This window comes from Streptococcus mitis (genome assembly GCF_946188695.1).
GTDB classification, from domain to species: domain Bacteria; phylum Bacillota; class Bacilli; order Lactobacillales; family Streptococcaceae; genus Streptococcus; species Streptococcus mitis_DF.
The window spans coordinates 29,371-48,509 of the sequence record NZ_CAMHWI010000019.1 but is presented as its reverse complement, the minus strand read 5'-3'; the positions used below and the strand labels follow the sequence as shown (position 1 = coordinate 48,509).

At 42.4% G+C, this 19,139-nt stretch carries 16 protein-coding genes; 4 read left to right on the top strand and 12 right to left on the bottom strand.

Translation table 11 applies throughout. The annotated features are described in order from the left end of the window. Nucleotides 1-167 precede the first annotated feature (167 nt). The 8 genes from N8L33_RS08345 to argR all read right to left on the bottom strand — a co-directional run bounded on the left by N8L33_RS08345 (nucleotide 168) and on the right by argR (nucleotide 11,206). On the bottom strand, nucleotides 168-602 hold the full coding sequence (locus tag N8L33_RS08345; protein ID WP_261059581.1) for a cytidine deaminase family protein: 435 nt from the start codon (nucleotides 600-602) through the stop codon (nucleotides 168-170). Between the two features lie 13 nt (nucleotides 603-615). Then, nucleotides 616-2,076, bottom strand: coding sequence for a glutamate--tRNA ligase (gene gltX, locus N8L33_RS08340; RefSeq protein WP_261059580.1), 1,461 nt, complete (start codon nucleotides 2,074-2,076; stop codon nucleotides 616-618). Nucleotides 2,077-2,206: 130 nt separating this feature from the next. Beyond that, entirely contained in the window at nucleotides 2,207-3,556 is a 1,350-nt protein-coding gene (locus N8L33_RS08335; RefSeq protein WP_000018268.1) for a glucose-6-phosphate isomerase, read from the bottom strand. A gap of 169 nt (nucleotides 3,557-3,725) precedes the next feature. Beyond that, nucleotides 3,726-4,415, bottom strand: a complete 690-nt coding sequence (locus N8L33_RS08330) for a gamma-glutamyl-gamma-aminobutyrate hydrolase family protein (protein ID WP_000124770.1) — start codon at nucleotides 4,413-4,415, stop codon at nucleotides 3,726-3,728. 139 nt (nucleotides 4,416-4,554) lie between these two features. After that, nucleotides 4,555-6,321, bottom strand: coding sequence for a multidrug efflux ABC transporter subunit PatB (patB, locus tag N8L33_RS08325; protein WP_261059579.1), 1,767 nt, complete (start codon nucleotides 6,319-6,321; stop codon nucleotides 4,555-4,557). Nucleotide 6,322: 1 nt separating this feature from the next. Further along, nucleotides 6,323-8,029 (bottom strand): multidrug efflux ABC transporter subunit PatA, encoded by a 1,707-nt coding sequence (gene patA / locus N8L33_RS08320; protein ID WP_261059578.1) that lies wholly within the window; start codon nucleotides 8,027-8,029, stop codon nucleotides 6,323-6,325. A 145-nt stretch (nucleotides 8,030-8,174) separates the two neighbouring features. Continuing rightward, nucleotides 8,175-10,709: a DNA mismatch repair protein MutS gene (gene mutS, locus N8L33_RS08315; RefSeq protein ID WP_261059577.1), complete on the bottom strand. Its 2,535-nt coding sequence runs from the start codon at nucleotides 10,707-10,709 to the stop codon at nucleotides 8,175-8,177. A 50-nt stretch (nucleotides 10,710-10,759) separates the two neighbouring features. Then, the gene (gene argR / locus N8L33_RS08310) at nucleotides 10,760-11,206 is read right to left on the bottom strand and encodes an arginine repressor (protein ID WP_001231476.1); all 447 of its coding nucleotides are present in this window, start codon (nucleotides 11,204-11,206) and stop codon (nucleotides 10,760-10,762) included. Between the two features lie 135 nt (nucleotides 11,207-11,341). Here argR and argS point away from each other — a divergent pair, with 135 nt between their 5' ends. The 4 genes from argS (at nucleotide 11,342) to galU (ending at nucleotide 15,916) form a co-directional block, all read left to right on the top strand. After that, nucleotides 11,342-13,033, top strand: coding sequence for an arginine--tRNA ligase (gene argS, locus N8L33_RS08305; protein WP_261059576.1), 1,692 nt, complete (start codon nucleotides 11,342-11,344; stop codon nucleotides 13,031-13,033). 529 nt (nucleotides 13,034-13,562) lie between these two features. Continuing rightward, a complete protein-coding gene (locus N8L33_RS08300; RefSeq protein WP_000084861.1) occupies nucleotides 13,563-13,808 on the top strand; it encodes a hypothetical protein in 246 nt (81 codons plus the stop codon). Nucleotides 13,809-13,978: 170 nt separating this feature from the next. After that, a complete protein-coding gene (locus N8L33_RS08295; RefSeq protein WP_261059575.1) occupies nucleotides 13,979-14,995 on the top strand; it encodes an NAD(P)H-dependent glycerol-3-phosphate dehydrogenase in 1,017 nt (338 codons plus the stop codon). Nucleotides 14,996-15,016: 21 nt separating this feature from the next. Then, nucleotides 15,017-15,916 (top strand): UTP--glucose-1-phosphate uridylyltransferase GalU, encoded by a 900-nt coding sequence (galU, locus tag N8L33_RS08290; RefSeq protein ID WP_261059574.1) that lies wholly within the window; start codon nucleotides 15,017-15,019, stop codon nucleotides 15,914-15,916. Between the two features lie 53 nt (nucleotides 15,917-15,969). On the opposite strand, the gene N8L33_RS08285 is transcribed toward galU, so the two are convergent. The 4 genes from N8L33_RS08285 to dapD form a co-directional block, all read right to left on the bottom strand. Beyond that, nucleotides 15,970-16,644, bottom strand: coding sequence for a rhomboid family intramembrane serine protease (locus N8L33_RS08285; protein WP_261059573.1), 675 nt, complete (start codon nucleotides 16,642-16,644; stop codon nucleotides 15,970-15,972). Next, nucleotides 16,628-17,167, bottom strand: coding sequence for a 5-formyltetrahydrofolate cyclo-ligase (locus N8L33_RS08280; RefSeq protein WP_261037792.1), 540 nt, complete (start codon nucleotides 17,165-17,167; stop codon nucleotides 16,628-16,630). The genes N8L33_RS08285 and N8L33_RS08280 overlap by 17 nt, the downstream gene beginning before the upstream one ends. Before the next feature lie 11 nt (nucleotides 17,168-17,178). Further along, nucleotides 17,179-18,309, bottom strand: a complete 1,131-nt coding sequence (locus N8L33_RS08275; protein WP_261059572.1) for an N-acetyldiaminopimelate deacetylase — start codon at nucleotides 18,307-18,309, stop codon at nucleotides 17,179-17,181. A gap of 67 nt (nucleotides 18,310-18,376) precedes the next feature. Then, entirely contained in the window at nucleotides 18,377-19,075 is a 699-nt protein-coding gene (gene dapD / locus N8L33_RS08270) for a 2,3,4,5-tetrahydropyridine-2,6-dicarboxylate N-acetyltransferase (RefSeq protein ID WP_049515894.1), read from the bottom strand. Nucleotides 19,076-19,139: the final 64 nt, after the last annotated feature.

The window sequence follows — 19,139 nt, the reverse complement described above, 5'->3', positions numbered from 1 at the left end:
CTTAACCCCTTGACCAACGGACCAGAGTTGTTGTTTTCAACTCTTACTATTATACCGGCTTTTTAAACTTTGTCAACTACTTTTTTAAACTTTTTACAAATTTTCAATTCTTTTCAAGTACAGTTTTTCAAATTATAGTAAAAAGAGCCAGAATTGTACTGACTCTTCTATTGTTCATTAAACTTAGAAGCACGTTCTTCTCCCCACCAATAGGGTATTAGTTCTGCGACTTTAACTGTCTTTCTTGTATTGTAGTCCATCATGAATTCTGCATCTTTATTTTCAGCGTTCAACTCTAAGAGGAACTCTCTGCATGCGCCACAGGGCATTCCTGAACTTCCACCATAAGGTGGTTTGTCTCGAAAGGCTAATACTTTTTTAACCTTAGTTTGTCCTGAAAATTGGTACATATTGAAGAGAGTTGCCCGCTCTGCGCAGAGATGGAAAACACCACAGGTTCCCTCCATACAGAATCCTATAAATATTTGTCCATCTTCTGCTTCTACTGCAGCTACAACATGATTGGCATAAACAAAGTCTGATACTTCATGTGGATTGTATAGCTTCTGTGCTTCTTCGTACATCTTTTCCCAGATGTCCATTATTGTGCCCTTCTTATTTAGAGATTTCTTTTAACATATTTTCGATATGCTGGATTGATTTTTCACGACCTAACAAGAAGATAGTATCTGGCAATTCTGGTCCATGCATTTCACCTGAAACAGCAATACGAATTGGCATGAAGAGATTTTTCCCTTTAATACCGGTTTCTTTTTGAACAGCTTTGATTTGTGGGGAGATATTTTCTGTTACAAATTCATCATCTGTCATCGCTTCAAGTTTTGCTTTGAAGGCTTCAAGAACTGTTGGGACTGTTTCCCCCGCCATGACTTCGCGCTCTGCTTCTGTCAATTCTGGGAAATCTGAGAAGAAGAGATCTGTCAATGGGATAATCTCATCCACTGATTTCATTTGTGGTTTATAGAGCTCAACTAATTTTTCAGCCTTGTCTGTTAAACGGCCTGCTTCTTCTAGGAATGGTTTTGCCATTTCAAAGATAGTTTCTAGGTCTGCATTCTTGATATAATCATTGCTCATCCAGTCTAGTTTTTTCTGGTCAAAGGCTGCTGGAGACTTGCTCAGGCGGTTTTCATCGAAAAGTTTAATGAGTTCTTCACGAGAGAAAATCTCATCTTCTCCACCTGGGTTCCAACCAAGAAGAGCAATAAAGTTAAAGACTGCTTCTGGTAAATAACCTTTTTTACGGTAGTCTTCGATAAACTGAAGGGTGTTGGTGTCACGTTTAGACAATTTTTTCCCAGTTTCAGAGTTGATAATCAAAGTCATGTGACCAAACTCTGGAGATTCCCAACCAAGTGCTTCATAAACCATGAGCTGTTTTGGTGTATTAGCAATGTGGTCGTCTCCACGGATTACGTGAGAAATTTGCATATCATGGTCATCGATGACAACGGCAAAGTTGTAAGTTGGGTAACCGTCTTTCTTTTGGATAACCCAGTCACCACCGATATTGCCACCTTCAAATTCGATATCACCTTTGACCATATCATGCCACTTGTAGATACCTGACTCATTGACAGCCAAACGAACAGTTGGAATGATCCCTGCTGCTTCACGTTCTGCGATGTAAGCCTCTTTTTCCTCTTCACTCATACCAAGGTATTCATTGATATAGCGTGGTGTTTCGCCAGCTGCTTCTTGGCGTTCGCGTTCAGCTGCCAACTCTTCTTCTGTAACGTAAGATTTGTAGGCTTTTCCCTCAGCTAATAGTTGGTCAATGTATTTTTGATACAAGTCCAAACGCTCAGACTGGCGGTAATTTTCATGTGTTTCCGGGCTTTCATCCCAATCCATACCTAACCAACGAAGGTTTTCAAGCTGTGAACGTTCACCATCCTCGACATGACGTTTACGGTCAGTATCTTCGATACGAATGATAAAAGTTCCACCATGATGACGTGCGTAAAGGTAGTTGAACAATGCTGTACGGGCATTTCCGATGTGTAGTAGTCCTGTTGGACTTGGTGCGTAACGTACGCGGATATCTTTTGACATAGTTTCTCCTATAAAGTCTCTAGGCGTCTGCCTTTTTGCTCTCTATATTATATCACAAGTCTTGGCTGAGTCCAATTTCTATGGATAAAGAGAGTAAAAAGAGTGGACAAACCACTCTTTTCTTCTATTACTATAGACGTGCGTTAAGTTCTTTGCTCAATTCTTCAAATCCTGGTTTTCCAAGAAGGGCGAACATGTTACGTTTGTAAGCTTCAACACCTGGTTGGTCAAATGGGTTGATGGCATTCAAGTAACCAGAAAGGGCGATAGCCAATTCGAAGAAGTAGATAGTGTAACCAAGAGTGAAGGCATCTTGCTCTGGAAGGGTCACGTACATGTTTGGTACGTCACCATCTGTGTGGGCAAGAAGAACACCATCAGTCGCTTTTTTGTTTACAAAGTCAACGTCTTTTCCTTGAAGGTAACCAAGTCCATCAAGGTCTTCTTCCAAGCTAGGGATAATCACATTTTTACGAGGTTTGTCAACACGGACAACTGTTTCAAACATGATACGAGTTCCTTCTTGGATAAATTGACCAAGTGAGTGCAAGTCAGTTGAGAAGTTGGCTGAAGTTGGGTAGATACCTTTTTGGTCTTTTCCTTCTGATTCACCAGCCAATTGTTTCCACCACTCTGAGAAGTATTGAAGTGATGGCTCGTAGTTTACCAAGATCTCAGTTGCATAGCCCTTACGGTAAAGGATGTTACGAACTGCTGCGTATTGGTAAGCTTCGTTTTCAGAGATTTTATCTGAAGTGTAGTCTTTGCGAGCTGCATTCGCACCTTCCATAAGGGCTTTGATGTCAGCTCCTGATGCTGCGATTGGAAGCAAACCAACGGCTGTCAATACTGAGAAGCGTCCACCGATATCATCTGGAACAACAAATGTTTCCCAACCGTTAGCGTCTGCCTCAACCTTAACAGCACCTTTTTGGCGGTCAGTTGTTGCATAGATACGTTTGTTGGCTTCTTCTTGACCGTATTTCTTAACCAAGAGTTCTTTGAAGACACGGAAAGCGATAGCTGGTTCAGTTGTTGTACCTGATTTAGAAATCACGTTTACTGAGAAGTCTTTATCAGCTACGTATTCTACCAAGTCAGCAAGGTAAGTAGATGAGATTGAGTTTCCTGCGTAAAGGATTTGTGGAGCTTTGCGTTCTTCTTTTGTTTGCAAGTTAGCAAAGTGGTGGTTCAAGAAGTCGATTGCTGCTTTGGCACCAAGGTAAGATCCACCGATACCGATTACAACCAAGACATCGCTGTCTGACTTGATTTGCTCAGCAGCTTTCAAGATGCGGTCAAATTCTTCACGGTCGTAGTTTTCAGGAAGGTCCAACCATCCCAAGAAGTCGCTACCAGCACCAGTTCCTTTACGGATCAATTCATCTGCTGCTGTTACTTGTGATTGCATGTATTCCACTTCATGTGGTGCAACAAATTTGTCTAAAACTTTTGAATAATCAAATTTAATATGTGACATGTTATTCCTCCAATATTTCTTCTTTTCTATCATAACGCTTACCTTCGTTTTTTTCAAGTTTTTTTGTCGAATTTCTCCAATTTTTATCAGAATTCAAACGTTTGCGTAAAAATATCACATTCCAAAAATTTTGAAATAATAAAAGAAAGAACGACCAGATTCCCAGTCGTTACAGTTCATTCAATAAATACTCAAATAATTCTAAATTGCCATCTTCTTCATTAACCAGAAACTCTGGATGCCACTGTAAACCGATAATGCGGTGCTCGTCGATAGACTCAATCGCTTCGATGGTCTGGTCTCTTGGATCAATAGCAGTTACACGGAAATTAGGTGCCAAATCTTTGATACTCTGACGATGTACGGAGTTGACCTGACTTTCTTTTCCAAATAGCTTAGCCACCACGCTTCCTTCCACTGTCTCAATAGAGTGAGATGTTCCGAAAGGCAGTCCTTGCCAGTGACCTTCGATTTCTTGATTGAGGGTTCCACCAAAGGCAACATTGACAAGTTGGACACCACGGCAGATTGCCATAATTGGTTTATTCTGACGGAGCGCTTCTTTCAAAAGCGCCAATTCAAATTCATCACGGACTAGATTGTAATCATCGCTCTCGATGGTCTTTTTCTCTCCGTAAAACTGAGGATGGACATTTTGGCCTCCTGTCAAAATCAATTTGTCAATCATTTCCACATAATCGCGCACAACTGACTCATCACCAACAGGAATGACTAAAGGGAGACCACCGACTTGACGAATGCTCTCTGCGAATCTACAAGATACAGACGAATGAATGTTTTTTCCTTCTGCGTCTACAGGACATAGATTTGCAGCAACTCCTACAACCGTTCTAGCCATGATGTCTCTCCTTTCGAATGTTAACGATAGTCCTATCATATCACTCAAAATGACTTTCGTCTAATATGTTTTTTTAAAGGCCGTGATAAATATTTTTTATGGGCAAGAAAAAGGTGCCCACATAGGACAACTTTTTTTCTTATTCAAAAACAAATTGATTGTGATAGAGTTCTGAGTAGAAGCCACCTAGTTTCAAGAGTTCATGGTGGTTACCACGTTCAATGACTTCGCCATCTTTAAGAACAATAATCTGATCTGCATTGAGAATGGTTTTCAAGCGGTGGGCAATGACGAAACTGGTTCTACCTGCTACAACCGCCTCCATGGCATGCTGAATCTTGCTTTCTGTCACCGTATCTACGTTTGAAGTTGCTTCATCGAGAATGAGGACTTCAGGATCAGTCATCAGAGTTCGAGCGATGGAAATCAATTGTTTCTGCCCTGTTGAGAAGATGCTCTGGTCATCATCGATAAGAGTGTCATATTTATCAGGCAAGCTTTCAATATAGTCATGAATATGGGTTGCTTTAGCTGCTGCCTCAACCATTTCCTGACTGGCATCTGGCACACCAAAACGGATATTGTCTCGAATGGTTCCGCTAAATAAGACCGAATCTTGCAAGACAATTCCCACCTTACTTCTGAGACTATCTAAGTCATAGTCACGAATGTCTTTACCGTCAAAATAAATACCGCCAGCATCAACATCATAAAAGCGATTGATGAGGTTCATAATAGTCGTTTTCCCTGAACCTGTCGGACCAACAACCGCAGTCATCTGGCCTTTCGGAGCGGAAATGCTGACATCTTTCAAAATCGGCTTGTCAGGCAAATATGAGAAATCAATATGACGGATTTCGACACCTTCTTGCAACTTAGTAAAGATCGGCGCCTTTTCAGGTCGAATTTCTTCCTCTGCGTCAAACATTTCCTGAATCCGTTCAGCACCTGTAAAGGCCAACTGAAGACTTCCCCAACTAGCTGCAACTTGAATAATAGGTTGGTAGTACTGCTGAGAAAATTGGGCAAACATTACAATCAAACCGAGGGCTGTACTTGTTTCGATAGACTTATCATTCAAAAGTACAGCTGAACCCGCAAAGATAACGATGGCTGTATTAACCAGACTCATCCCATTCATGACAGGGAAAAGAATTCCTGAAAACATTCTTCCTTTAAAGGTTGCCTTGCGCACGCGCTCATTTTGTTCAAGAAATCCTGCCATCATATCCTCTTGAATTCCTTGGACAATGACAGCTTTTTGACCTGAGATACTCTCATCCATGTAGGCGTTGAGTTTTCCTACCTCTTTTTGCTGTAGGTTGGTGTATTTGCGTGCCATTTTCACGATGAAAATCAACATAAGAAAGGCCACTGGTGTGCTGGCAACGGTGATGAGTGCCAGCGTTACATTTCTCGAAAACATGACAAGAATCAGACCAATGTATAAAACAATATTGCTCATGACCTGAATCAAGCTCTCGTTAAAGGCTTGGAGGATATTATCCAAATCACTGGTAAAACGAGACAGGATATCTCCATCTTGTCGGCGATCAAAGAAAGAAACCGTCAATCGCGCAAGCTTGCCAAAGAGGCCTTTGCGCATCTCGTTGGTCGATTCTGCAATCACGCGCGTCATGAGACACATGTATATGACACTGGAGATAAAGAGAACCAAAACTAGCAGACCAAGATTGACCATGATCCCTGATAGGCTTTGCCAAACAAGTTCTGGATTACCATCTTGATAAGCTTGAACTAAATTAGCTAGCTGCGTCACTGCTTGTCCAGAAAATACAGGAAAGAGAGCTTGGGCAAGAGTTGCCAGAACAATCATCAAGATAACAACTACAAATGATAGCTTATAGACTTTAAAATAATTCCAAAAAAATTGAACTGTATTCATTTTACTCCTCCTTTCCTTTCTGTGTTTCGTAGATTTCACGGTAAACAGCATTGTTGGCAACCAAGTCTGCATGCGTTCCTTGACCAATCAATCGTCCTTGATCCAGCACCAATATCTTATCTGCATGGACAACCGAGCTAATCTTTTGAGCGATGATAATGGTTGTCGTCCCCTTCAGATCCTTATTCAAGGCTTCTTGCACCAGGCGCTCTGACTTAGCATCTAGGGCTGAGGTCGAATCGTCAAAAATCAGAATACGTGGATTGCTGACAATCCCACGCGCAATCGACATCCTTTGTTTTTGCCCACCTGAGAAATTGGTTCCCCGTTCCTCAACTGGACTTTCAAAGGTTTTCTCCATACGATGAATGAATTCACTAGCCTGGGCAATATTGGCTGCGCGCTCCATTTCAAATAGAGTGGCATCTCCCTTACCCTGTCTTAGATTATCTGCAATCGTTCCACTAAAGAGAATGGCACGTTGGAGAACGATAGAAACAGTTTTACGCAGGGTTCCTTCACTCACTTCTCGAATATCCTTGCCTCCGATTTTGATAGAGCCTTCCTGTGGGTCAAAGAGACGTGGAATCAATTGAGCCAAGGTTGATTTTCCTGCACCAGTCGCTCCAACTACACCAATCATTTGACCAGGTTCGATAGTAAAGGTCACATCTTTCAGCATCGGTTCCTTGTCCATTGGATAGGTAAAGGTTACATTTTCAAAGCTAAGGCTTCCAACCAACTCTTCATCTGGGACATCTTTGAAGGTCATAGCTGGCTCTGCGTCAAGAATTTCTCGAATACGACGCATGGAAATCATGGCACGGCTGACAGAATTTCCCAAAAATCCAACCATGACAATGGTAAAAATAATCTGGCTTAGGTAATTGACAAAGGAAGCAATGGAGCCAACAACTGACGGATCCGACTGAACCATTCCTGCGACCAGCCAAATAGAGAGGAATACTGCTCCGTAACCGACCAACATCATAAAGGGTTCCACTACTGAAAAGGCATAACCAATGTAAAGGTTTTGACCAAGAAGCTCGTCTGAGACCTCTGTAAACTTCGCGAACTGCTCTTTTTCTTGGACAAAGGACTTGACCACACGAACGCCACGCAGATTTTCCTTGGCAATTGCATTGATGCGCTCAAGAAGGGTTTGAAACTTGGCAAAACGTGGCCCCATCATTCCCATCATAACAGCAGTCAAACCAAAAATTAAGATAACCATGAGAACAATCACCCACCACAGAGAAGGTAAAGTTTGAACCGCCAGGATAAACGAACCGATGAACAAGAGGGGGAGTCTGAAAAGAATTTGGAAGGTCATCATGACGACGTTCTGAATTTGGTTGATATCATTTGTCATTCGAACGACTAGATTTCCCGCATTAAATTGTTCAATATTGGCATAAGAAAAGGTTTGGATTTTACGGAAGGCATCCTCTCGAAGGTCAGATGAAACTCCTTGGGCAATATAGGCTGCAAGGACAACATTGAGCCCACCAGCAACCAGACCGACCACGGCCACACCAATCAACCAAACCCCGATACTATAAATAGCTTCATATTTTCCAGCAAGGAGGGCGTCTAAGACTTCCTGCAGATAACGCGGTTGCAAAAGTGAACTAGCAACCATCAAGCCTGTCATCAGGAGCGAAGCCAAGGCCTGCCACTTGTAGGTTTTTATTTTCTGAATCAGCATACTTTCTCCTTAAAAAATAGACAAAAGGGAGCGACAATGTGTCAGCTCCTTCTCATTCTGTTTGTGTGATGTTATTCTAGCAAAAAAGTGGGGGATTGTCAAAGAAGTCCCCTTGATATAGCTAGAATGACAAGTAATTCATTCTTTATAATTTTTGTTTTAACTCGACCAAGACATTCATAGCTTGCATAGGTGTCATATTGTAAACATCCAGTTTAGACAATTCTGCTATGATAGGATGCTCTTCTGCCGTATCAAAGAGTGAAATCTGTTCAATGACATCACTTGTTTGCCTCATGGGAGCAGGACTTTCTGTACCCTGATTCTCTAACTGAGTCAAAATCTTATCCGCTCTTGCTAAAAGGTCTGCTGGCAAGCCAGCAATCTTAGCAACATGAATACCGTAGGATTTGTCAGCTGGGCCTGGTTCAATCTTATGAAGGAAAGTGACCTGCCCATCCTGCTCCAAGGTTGCCACGTGAACATTGACCAAGTGTTGTAAACTAGACTCTAGACTGGTCAATTCATGGTAGTGGGTCGCAAAGAGGGTCTTGGCTCCGATATGCTCATGGATATATTCGATGATGGACTGGGCAAGAGCCATCCCATCATAAGTCGCAGTTCCCCGACCTAACTCATCAAAAAGAATCAAAGAATTCTTAGTCGCATGCGAAATGGCATTGTTGGCCTCCATCATCTCCACCATAAAGGTTGATTGACCTGAAACCAAATCATCGGCTGCTCCAATACGGGTAAAGATTGCATCAAAAATTGGCAAATGGGCACTTTCTGCTGGCACATAAGAACCCAACTGAGCCATAATCGCCGTCATGGCTAACTGACGCATGTAGGTTGACTTCCCACTCATGTTTGGACCTGTAATCAGTTGAATACTGGTATCTTCTGCCATCTGAATTGTATTGGGAATATAGGTCTGAGCCCCCATGACCTTTTCAACGACAGCATGACGCCCTTTCTGAATATCGATTTGTGAGTCGTCGCCAAACTCAGGTCGAATCAAATGCTGGGTTTCAGCCACAACTGCTAGACTTTGCAAGACATCAACTGTCGCAATTCCTTGGGCTAGAGCCTGCAAACGCTGGATGTACTTGCCGACCTCTTCACGAATGCGCATAAAGATTTCGTACTCTAGATTAGCTGACTTCTCACGCGCCTCCAGCATATCTCCCTCGATACGGGCTAATTCTTCGGTTCCAAAACGTTCTGAGTTTTTCAACGTTGCCTTGCGGAAAAAGTGAGCTGGCACATTTCCCAATTGCGAATTGGTCACATGGAAATAGTAGCCATCCTTTTTATTGTAGTCAATCTTGAGCGTGCTGATACCAGAGTTTTCTCGCTCCTTAGCCTCAATCTCAGCAATCCAGCTAGTCCCTTCTCTGAGCACTCGGCGGTATTTATCTAAAGTCTCATCAAATCCAGTTCGGATAATACCCCCATCTGTAATCACATGAGGAGCTTCAGGAGCAATAGCAGCGCTAATCAAACTCTCCAACTCAGGGATTCCATCCAGTTGTGCGATAAGATAGGCTAGAGCAGGTTGCTCCATCCCCTCTAAAATCGCACGAATCCGTGGCACACTAGATAAGGTGGTCGCCAGCTGCAAGAGGTCTTTTGGATTGGTCTTGCCAAAAGAAACCCGACTAGCTAAGCGTTCGATATCATAAACACCTTTGAGACTGTCTGTCAAATCACTGCGATCAAAGAAGTGGTCAAGAAAGACTTGCACCACCTCTTGGCGTTGGACGATTCGTTCCTTATCAATCAAGGGGCGGTGAATCCAAGAACGCAAGAGGCGCATACCCATAGCCGTTTTGGTTTCATCCAAAAGCCAGAAAAGACTACCTTGCTTCTTGCCTGAACGGGCATTCTCAACCAGATCCAGACTAGCCTTGGTCGCATAATCCATCTGCAAGAAATCCTTGATTTCATAGCGGATAACAGGTTTAAGATGATTCAATTCCCTCATCTGAGTTCGATGGACATACTGGAGCAACTTACTAGAGGCCGCTTGCTCCACCGCTGCCAATCGTGAATCCAGTAAATGAAGGTCCTCAAAGCTTTCTTTTTCATAGGAAAGCACCAGATTCATCTGGCGACTGAGAATTTGTTCTTCTTCCTCAGACAAGTCATAGCCCAGCACCACTTCTCGAGCCTTGAGGTTACGAATTTCCCCACAAACCAGCGTGAAATCCAATAGACCTGTCACATAAAAGTCACCTGTCACTAGGTCCATATAAGCTAGGCCAAACTGACTGCCATCACGGTCTATGGCAACTAAGAAATTGTTCTGACTGTCCGGCTTAGTGCTATCGACCACTGTCCCTGGCGTAATGACCTGAACAACCTCTCGTTTCACAACCCCAACTGCTTGTTTAGGATCTTCCATCTGCTCTGCGATAGCCACCTTATAACCCTGCTCAATCAAGACATCGATATACTGTTGAGCAGAATGATAGGGAACCCCCGCCATAGGAATCGGATTGTCCGCATTCTTGTTGCGACTCGTTAAGGAAATTTCCAGAATCTGCGCAGCATTGACCGCATCCTCATAAAACAATTCATAAAAATCACCCATCCGAAAGAGCAAAAAAGCATCTGGATATTGCTTTTTAATATCCACATACTGTTGCATGCCGGGTGATAACTTTTCTGTCGCCATTTTCCGTCTCTCCTTGTCAAAAATAAGTCTTGAGAGCAACTCCCAAGACCTTACTTATCTTTCATCAAATCTAGCAAACGATCTTCCATGAGTTTGGCAACGTGCTGGTCTCGACAAATGACCAATAAGGTATTGGCACCAGCAACTGTTCCTAAAATCCATTCATCCTTGTTTGCATCTACAATATTTGCCAAAACAGAGGCTTCGCCCAATTTGGTATGAAGCACCAAGGTAAACTCTGCTCTTGCAACGCCTTCTAAATGATGAGACAAAAATTCCACCAAATCAATCTTTTCTGTCTCATTTGCTAGTACATAATACACCATATCATTTTTCTTGACCTTGGTCAAGCCGATTTCGCGCAAATCACGAGACAGGGTTGTCTGCGTCACAAAGACATTGTGCGCCTCCAACCGATCTTGAATTTCTTTTTGTGTACTTAATTTCTCCTCAGTAATCATTTTTTTTATTAACTGATGACGATCTCTTTTTCTCATAAAATCCTCTTATGTGAATATTTATAACTAATTTTATAACTATATTATACCAAAAAAATAGGAGATTTCAAAAATTTTTTCTTCTTTCTTTAAAATTGTGATAAAATAGTAGAAAAGTCCAAAAAGGAGCTCTTAATGAATACAAAAGAATTGATTGCTAGCGAGTTGGCTAGCGTCATTGATAGCCTGGACCAAGAGGCTATTTTAAATTTACTGGAAACCCCTAAAAACTCAGAAATGGGAGACATCGCTTTCCCTGCTTTTTCTCTTGCAAAAGTCGAACGTAAAGCACCACAAATGATTGCGGCTGAACTGGCTGAAAAGATTAACGGTCAAGCCTTTGAAAAAGTTGTCGCAACAGGACCTTACGTTAACTTTTTCCTTTGTAAATCTGCCATCTCTGCTCAAGTATTGCAAGCTGTTATCACTGAAAAAGAACACTATGCTGATCAAAACATTGGTAAACAAGAAAATGTTGTTATCGACATGTCTAGTCCCAATATCGCTAAACCATTTTCTATCGGTCACCTGCGCTCAACCGTTATCGGAGATAGCTTGTCACATATTTTCCAAAAAATCGGTTATCAAACGGTCAAGGTCAACCACTTGGGAGACTGGGGTAAACAGTTTGGGATGTTGATTGTTGCCTACAAAAAATGGGGAGACGAGGAAGCTGTAAAAGCTCATCCAATTGATGAACTTCTTAAACTCTACGTTCGCATCAATGCTGAAGCTGAAAATGACCCTAGCTTGGATGAAGAAGCGCGCGAATGGTTCCGTAAACTTGAAAATGGAGATGAGGAAGCTCTCACTCTTTGGCAATGGTTCCGTGATGAAAGTTTAGTGGAATTTAACCGCCTTTACGATGAATTGCAAATCGAATTTGACAGCTATAACGGAGAAGCCTTCTACAACGATAAGATGGATGCAGTTGTAGACATTCTTTCTGAAAAAGGCCTTCTTGTGGAGTCAGAAGGTGCCCAAGTTGTGAATCTTGAGAAATATGGAATTGAACATCCAGCCCTCATCAAGAAATCTGATGGTGCAACTCTCTATATTACACGTGACTTGGCTGCAGCTCTTTACCGTAAAAACGAATACCAATTTGCTAAATCTATCTACGTCGTTGGTCAAGAGCAATCTGCCCACTTTAAACAACTCAAGGCTGTCTTGAAAGAGATGGGCTACGACTGGAGTGACGACATTACTCACGTTCCTTTTGGTTTGGTTACAAAAGAAGGGAAGAAGCTCTCTACTCGTAAAGGGAATGTCATCTTGCTAGAGCCTACAGTTGCAGAAGCCGTTAGTCGTGCCAAAGCCCAAATCGAGGCTAAAAATCCTGAACTAGAAAACAAAGACCAGGTAGCACATGCTGTTGGGGTTGGGGCCATTAAATTCTATGACCTCAAGACTGACCGTACCAATGGATATGACTTCGACCTAGAGGCTATGGTATCCTTCGAGGGTGAAACTGGACCTTACGTTCAATACGCCTACGCTCGTATCCAATCTATCTTACGCAAAGCCGATTTCAAACCTGAAACAGCTGGCAACTATAGCTTGAATGATGCTGAAAGCTGGGAAATCATTAAACTCATCCAAGACTTCCCACGTATTATCAACCGTGCGGCAGATAACTTTGAACCTTCTATCATTGCTAAATTTGCAATTAGCCTGGCTCAAGCCTTCAACAAGTACTATGCACATACACGCATCTTGGATGAAAGCCCAGAACGCGACAGCCGTCTAGCTCTCAGCTACGCAACTGCAGTTGTTCTCAAAGAAGCCCTTCGTTTGCTTGGAGTAGAAGCGCCAGAGAAGATGTAAATCGTTACAAGAGACTGGAACTAAAGTTCCTAGTCTCTTGACGGCAATCGCTATATGGCGAATTGCCTAAACGCTTCACTAACTCACCAAACCAAATAATATCGATTTGGTTTGGTTCATGTCGTAATTTTTTAAATTACTTGATTACGGAACAATCTAAGTAACTAGCGCCAAATCCTATTCGGACTTTGGCTAGGCGCTTCACTAGTTTTAGGACATAAATATGATTGATTTATGTCCTAAAGCGTCGTAACCAGAGATATTTGCCTAAACGCTTCACTAATTCACCTAACCAAATAATATCGATTTGGTTTGGTTCATGTCGTAATCTTTTAATCACTTTATTGTAAAGTAGTCTAAGTAACTAAGACCAAATCCTATTCGGACTTTGGCTAGGCGCTTCACTAGTCATGGTCTCTAAATATCATCGATTTAGAGGCCATGACGTCGTAACTATGGTGATTTGCCTAAACGCTTCACTAATTCAATCTACTCACTACTACTTCTTTATCATACAGGGAGATATTCTATGAGCCAATATGCTTATATCCTCGTTGTGATTAGCTTGGTGTTCCTTTTTCTGCTCAATAAGTACGAGAAAGAGAGACTGCAAAGGCTCTACCAAGAACAACTTTTGAAGGATGAAACATTTAGGGCTGACATCAAAGAGAAAATTCAAACGACTGAAAATATCAATGATGTCATTGCTTACATCAATAAAACTTATCATCTGGGAATGTTGCTGTCAAAAGACATTACAGATCAATTGAAATAAACCGAGCTATTCTTTAAGAAATATCAAAACCGAGACTAAGAGTTTAATACTTCGTCTCGGTTTTTTATGTATTTTTCAAGTAACAAAGCTACCACTCCCCCAGCAATGCAAGTGCAAAATCCCCTAGAATGTGATAAAATAAAAGAGAGAACTCTATCAAGGAGAAAAACATGAAAAAACAAACCGTCGCCGTCTTGGGGCCTGGTTCTTGGGGAACTGCCCTTTCACAAGTCTTAAATGACAATGGACACGAGGTACGTATTTGGGGAAACCTTCCCGAACAAATCAATGAAATTAATACCTATCATACTAACAAGCACTACTTTAAAGATGTCGTTCTAGATGAGAAAATCATTGCCTACACTGACTTAGCAGAAACACTGAAAGATGTGGATGCGATTTTGTTTGTTGTCCCAACAAAAGTGACACGACTTGTTGCCCAACAAGTTGCAAAAAACTTAGACCATAAGGCTATCATCATGCACGCATCAAAGGGATTAGAACCCGATAGCCATAAACGATTATCAACCATCCTTGAAGAAGAAATTCCTGAACATCTCCGCAGTGATATCGTCGTTGTTTCAGGGCCTAGCCATGCAGAAGAGACCATTGTGCGTGACCTGACTTTAATCACTGCTGCTTCTAAAGATTTGCAAACAGCTCAATACGTTCAAGAGCTCTTTAGTAATCACTACTTCCGACTTTATACCAATACAGATGTTATTGGAGTTGAAACTGCTGGTGCTCTTAAAAACATTATCGCTGTCGGTGCTGGAGCTTTACATGGTTTAGGATTTGGTGACAATGCCAAGGCAGCCATCATCGCTCGAGGCTTGGCAGAAATTACCCGCCTAGGAGTAGCACTCGGTGCCAGTCCATTGACCTATAGTGGCTTGTCTGGTGTAGGAGATTTGATCGTAACGGGAACCTCCATCCACTCTCGTAACTGGAGAGCCGGAGATGCTCTTGGTCGTGGAGAATCCTTAGCTGATATAGAAGCTAATATGGGCATGGTAATTGAAGGAATTTCAACGACCCGAGCAGCCTATGAACTAGCCCAAGAACTTGGAGTCTATATGCCCATTACACAAGCCATTTACCAAGTTATTTACCACGGAACCAATATCAAAGATGCCATTTATGACATCATGAACAATGAATTTAAAGCAGAAAATGAGTGGTCTTGACACTCTATAGAAAGGATTCTTATGACATCAAAAGTTAGAAAGGCAGTCATCCCTGCCGCTGGGCTTGGAACTCGATTTTTACCAGCAACCAAGGCACTTGCCAAAGAAATGTTGCCAATTGTAGACAAACCAACTATCCAGTTTATCGTGGAAGAAGCTCTCAAATCAGGTATTGAAGATATTCTGGTTGTCACTGGTAAATCAAAACGTTCTATTGAGGACCACTTTGACTCAAACTTTGAGCTTGAATACAATCTTAAGGAAAAAGGCAAAACGGATTTGTTAAAATTGGTAGATGAAGCAACTGGTATGCGCCTCCATTTCATTCGCCAAACTCACCCTCGTGGTCTTGGAGACGCTGTCCTACAAGCCAAAGCTTTTGTAGGGAATGAGCCCTTCGTTGTTATGCTGGGTGATGACCTTATGGACATCACAAATGAGAATGCCGTTCCTTTGACAAAACAACTGATGAATGATTACGAAAAGACACACGCATCAACCATTGCTGTCATGCCCGTACCACACGAAGACGTTTCATCATATGGAGTTATCGCTCCTCAGGGGGAAGGGATTAATGGTCTCTATAGCGTTGAAACTTTCGTAGAAAAACCAGCTCCCGAAGATGCACCAAGTGATTTGGCAATCATCGGTCGCTATCTACTCACACCTGAGATTTTTGATATCTTAGAAAATCAAACTCCTGGTGCTGGAAATGAAATCCAACTTACTGATGCTATTGATACGCTCAATAAAACACAGCGTGTTTTTGCCCGTGAATTTACAGGAGCTCGTTACGACGTTGGGGATAAGTTTGGATTTATGAAAACATCTATTGACTACGCCCTCAAGCACCCACAAGTCAAAGATGCCTTGAAAAATTACCTCATCCAACTTGGAAAAGAATTGGCTGAGAAGGAATAAAATAAAAAGATAAGGTTCAAAAAATGCCTTATCTTTTTTCATTACATAAATTTTCATCCCATTCCCTTGTAGAGAAGTAAGACTGCAAGTCCTACAAATAACACTAACGCTACCAGTCTCTGACTAGCGCTATACATCCGTTTTTCTCCTCTAACTGGAAAGATAACTGCTAGAAATGCGCCACCAACTGCACCTCCGATATGACCTGCTAGACTGATTCCAGGAATCAGAACACTTCCAATAATATTAACCACAAAAAGTGTCAGATAAGATTGACCTAGCTGTTGGATATAGGGATTGCGAGTTGCATAGCGAAGAATGATAATCGCGGCAAATAGCCCATAGAGAGAAGTCGAGGCTCCTGCTGCTAAGGATTTGGGACTAAATACAAAAACAAAGAGATTGCCCATCATTCCAGATAAGAGATAGAGAAAGAAAAACTTCTTGGATCCGAAAATTTCCTCTACTTGCCTACCAAGATAATAAAGGGAAAGCATATTGACAATGAAATGCTCCCACCCAATATGAACAAAAATGGCAGAGAAGAGACGCCAAATCTGCTCAGGAAAGAGGCGAATAGCTGGCCCATACATGGCTCCAAATCGAAATAAGGTGTCTGCCCTGTCAAAGTTTCCTCCTGTGGTCACCAACATTATTAGAAATACCAAAGCCGTCACTAAGAGGAAAAGACTCGTCACAGGGTAACGCCTATCAAAGATTTCTTTCATCAATCAGAACCTCCTGAACAGGAATATCATGATTTTCAGGGCTAAAGTCCTGAACTTGATAATGATAGACCGTACTCAAAGTATGACCAGTAAAATGTTCCAGATAGCGGTCATAATAACCTCCGCCATAGCCAATTCGATAGCCCTTTGTCGTAAAAGCCAGCCCCGGAACATGAATCAAATCAATCTGAGAGGCATCCAATACTTCCAAATCTCCCTGTGGTTCCAGTAAGCCAAAGGAAGTTTTTACCAACTGCTGCGGATCATAGACCACAAAGTCCATGTGCCCCTTGGGATAGGTTTTGGGTATCAGAACCTTCTTGCCATCCTTCAGCGCCTGCTCAATCAATTCCTGCGTTTGAAACTCATGAGGAAAAGAGAGATAGGTTGCGATGATCTTGGCTTCTTGGTAAAAGGGGTGTTGTAACAATCGCTCGGTTAACGCTTGGTCTATAGCCTGTTTTTGCTCTTGAGATATAGCCTTCATTTCTTGCAAGACTTGCTTGCGTAGTTCTGCTTTCATAGTCAATTCCTCTACTCTGCTGCCTTCTTTTTCAGGAAACTAGAAACCGCATCAACCCCAATAGCTAGTGCCTCTTCCTTAGGACTCATCTGAGGGTGATGAATGGCGTAGGGACTATCGATACCAAGCCAGAACATAACACCATCAACCTTCGAAAGGAGATAACCAAAGTCTTCACCTGTCATAGCAGGTTCAATATCAATTAACTCAATCCCCTCTTTTTCTTCAAAGAAGTCCATCAGTTCACGCGCCAAGACTGGATTATTCTCAACAGGCAGGTAACCCCCTTGTTTAAGTTCGACTTCGACTTCCATATCAAAGGCAGCTGCAACCCCTTCTGCAACTGTTTTGACCCTCTTTTGTACCAAGAGACTCATGTCCTGAGTCAAGGCCCGAATAGTTCCATGCAAAAAGGCTGTGTCTGTGATAACATTGTTGGTGGTTCCGGCTTGGAAAAGACCAAAGGTCACCACTGCTCCCTCGATTGGGTTGACATTGCGGCTGACAACTGACTGCACCTGGGTCACAAAGTAACTAGCAGCCACCAAGGCGTCATTAGCTTCATGTGGAAAAGCTGCGTGGCCACCTTTGCCTTTGAAACGAATCTTCACCTCGCAAGTTCCTGCAAAGAGAGTGTGTGTATTGGTCGCAATCTGACCAACCTTCAAATCTGGTCGAACATGGAGGCCATAAAACTGATCTGGCAACCAGTCTCCAAAAGCGCCATCCTCATACATGAGCATGCCACCAGCTTCATTTTCTTCAGCAGGCTGAAACAGAAAGAGCAAATTGTTCTTTGGTTGCTCCTCAAGGGCTCGCTCAAGACAGCCCAAAGCAATAGTCATGTGGAAATCATGTCCACAAGCATGCATGCGACCTTGATGTTGAGAAGCGAAAGGAAGTCCTGTTTGTTCGACGATAGGCAGACCATCAATATCTGTCCGCCAACCAATGGTCCGCTCTGGCTGACTTCCCTGCAAATAGACCAAAATCCCTGTCCGCCAAGTTCGAACTTGGACAAAATTCTTACCCACAGTCAATTTCTCAATCACATCCAACAGATAAGCTTGAGTCTTGAACTCCTCCAAGCCAATCTCTGGAATCTGGTGCAAATCTCGTCTAGTCTGAATCAAATCTAACATCTATCTATCCTCCGATATAGCAGAAAGAGGCTGGAAGAAGGGTTCCGCCTCTTTATTACTTTTACAATTATAAGGTACGAAGCGCATCCTCTAGCGCTGTTTTTTGTTGGGTTTGGGCATCAATCTCTTTGATGATACGAGCTGGAACACCTGCTACCACCACGTTTTCTGGGACATCTTGGGTAACAATAGCTCCTGCTGCGACAACTGAACCACTACCGATTTGGACCCCTTCGATAACCACTGCGTTGGCACCGATGAGAACATTGTCTCCAACACGGACTGGTTCTGCGCTAGCTGGCTCAATCACACCTGCAAGAACGGCACCTGCACCAACGTGACTGTTTTTCCCCACGATAGCACGGCCACCAAGGATAGCACCCATGTCAATCATAGTTCCTGCACCAATTTCAGCACCGATATTGATAACTGCTCCCATCATGATAACAGCATTGTCACCAATTTCAACCTGATCACGGATAATAGCACCTGGTTCGATACGAGCGTTGATAGCACGTTTATCTAGCAAAGGAACTGCAGAATTGCGAGCATCTTGCTCAACAACATAGTCTTGATTTTCTACCAAACCATCGAGAAGAGGAGCAACATCTTTCCAGTCTCCAAATAGTACATTCCCTAGTTTGACAACAGATCCAGGTACAGCAGTTGCGAGTTGTCCCTCAAAGGTTACTTTAACACTGGTTTTCTTTTCAGCATTGGCGATAAATTGGATAATTTCTTGTGCGTTCATTTTTGTGGCAGTCATAGGCGCCTCCTAGTTCATTTTAATGATACCTATTCTACCAAAAAAGGCCTCAAATTTGAAGCCT

Coding starts and splice junctions, on each gene's coding strand:
- patA (WP_261059578.1), bottom strand. CDS start 8,029: ATGCTGATTCAGAAAATAAAAACCTACAAGTGGCAGGCCTTGGCTTCG.
- galU (WP_261059574.1), top strand. CDS start 15,017: ATGACATCAAAAGTTAGAAAGGCAGTCATCCCTGCCGCTGGGCTTGGA.
- argS (WP_261059576.1), top strand. CDS start 11,342: ATGAATACAAAAGAATTGATTGCTAGCGAGTTGGCTAGCGTCATTGAT.
- N8L33_RS08275 (WP_261059572.1), bottom strand. CDS start 18,309: ATGTTAGATTTGATTCAGACTAGACGAGATTTGCACCAGATTCCAGAG.
- patB (WP_261059579.1), bottom strand. CDS start 6,321: ATGAATACAGTTCAATTTTTTTGGAATTATTTTAAAGTCTATAAGCTA.
- mutS (WP_261059577.1), bottom strand. CDS start 10,709: ATGGCGACAGAAAAGTTATCACCCGGCATGCAACAGTATGTGGATATT.
- N8L33_RS08335 (WP_000018268.1), bottom strand. CDS start 3,556: ATGTCACATATTAAATTTGATTATTCAAAAGTTTTAGACAAATTTGTT.
- N8L33_RS08330 (WP_000124770.1), bottom strand. CDS start 4,415: ATGGCTAGAACGGTTGTAGGAGTTGCTGCAAATCTATGTCCTGTAGAC.
- gltX (WP_261059580.1), bottom strand. CDS start 2,076: ATGTCAAAAGATATCCGCGTACGTTACGCACCAAGTCCAACAGGACTA.
- N8L33_RS08300 (WP_000084861.1), top strand. CDS start 13,563: ATGAGCCAATATGCTTATATCCTCGTTGTGATTAGCTTGGTGTTCCTT.
- N8L33_RS08280 (WP_261037792.1), bottom strand. CDS start 17,167: ATGAAAGCAGAACTACGCAAGCAAGTCTTGCAAGAAATGAAGGCTATA.
- dapD (WP_049515894.1), bottom strand. CDS start 19,075: ATGACTGCCACAAAAATGAACGCACAAGAAATTATCCAATTTATCGCC.
- N8L33_RS08295 (WP_261059575.1), top strand. CDS start 13,979: ATGAAAAAACAAACCGTCGCCGTCTTGGGGCCTGGTTCTTGGGGAACT.
- N8L33_RS08285 (WP_261059573.1), bottom strand. CDS start 16,644: ATGAAAGAAATCTTTGATAGGCGTTACCCTGTGACGAGTCTTTTCCTC.
- N8L33_RS08345 (WP_261059581.1), bottom strand. CDS start 602: ATGGACATCTGGGAAAAGATGTACGAAGAAGCACAGAAGCTATACAAT.
- argR (WP_001231476.1), bottom strand. CDS start 11,206: ATGAGAAAAAGAGATCGTCATCAGTTAATAAAAAAAATGATTACTGAG.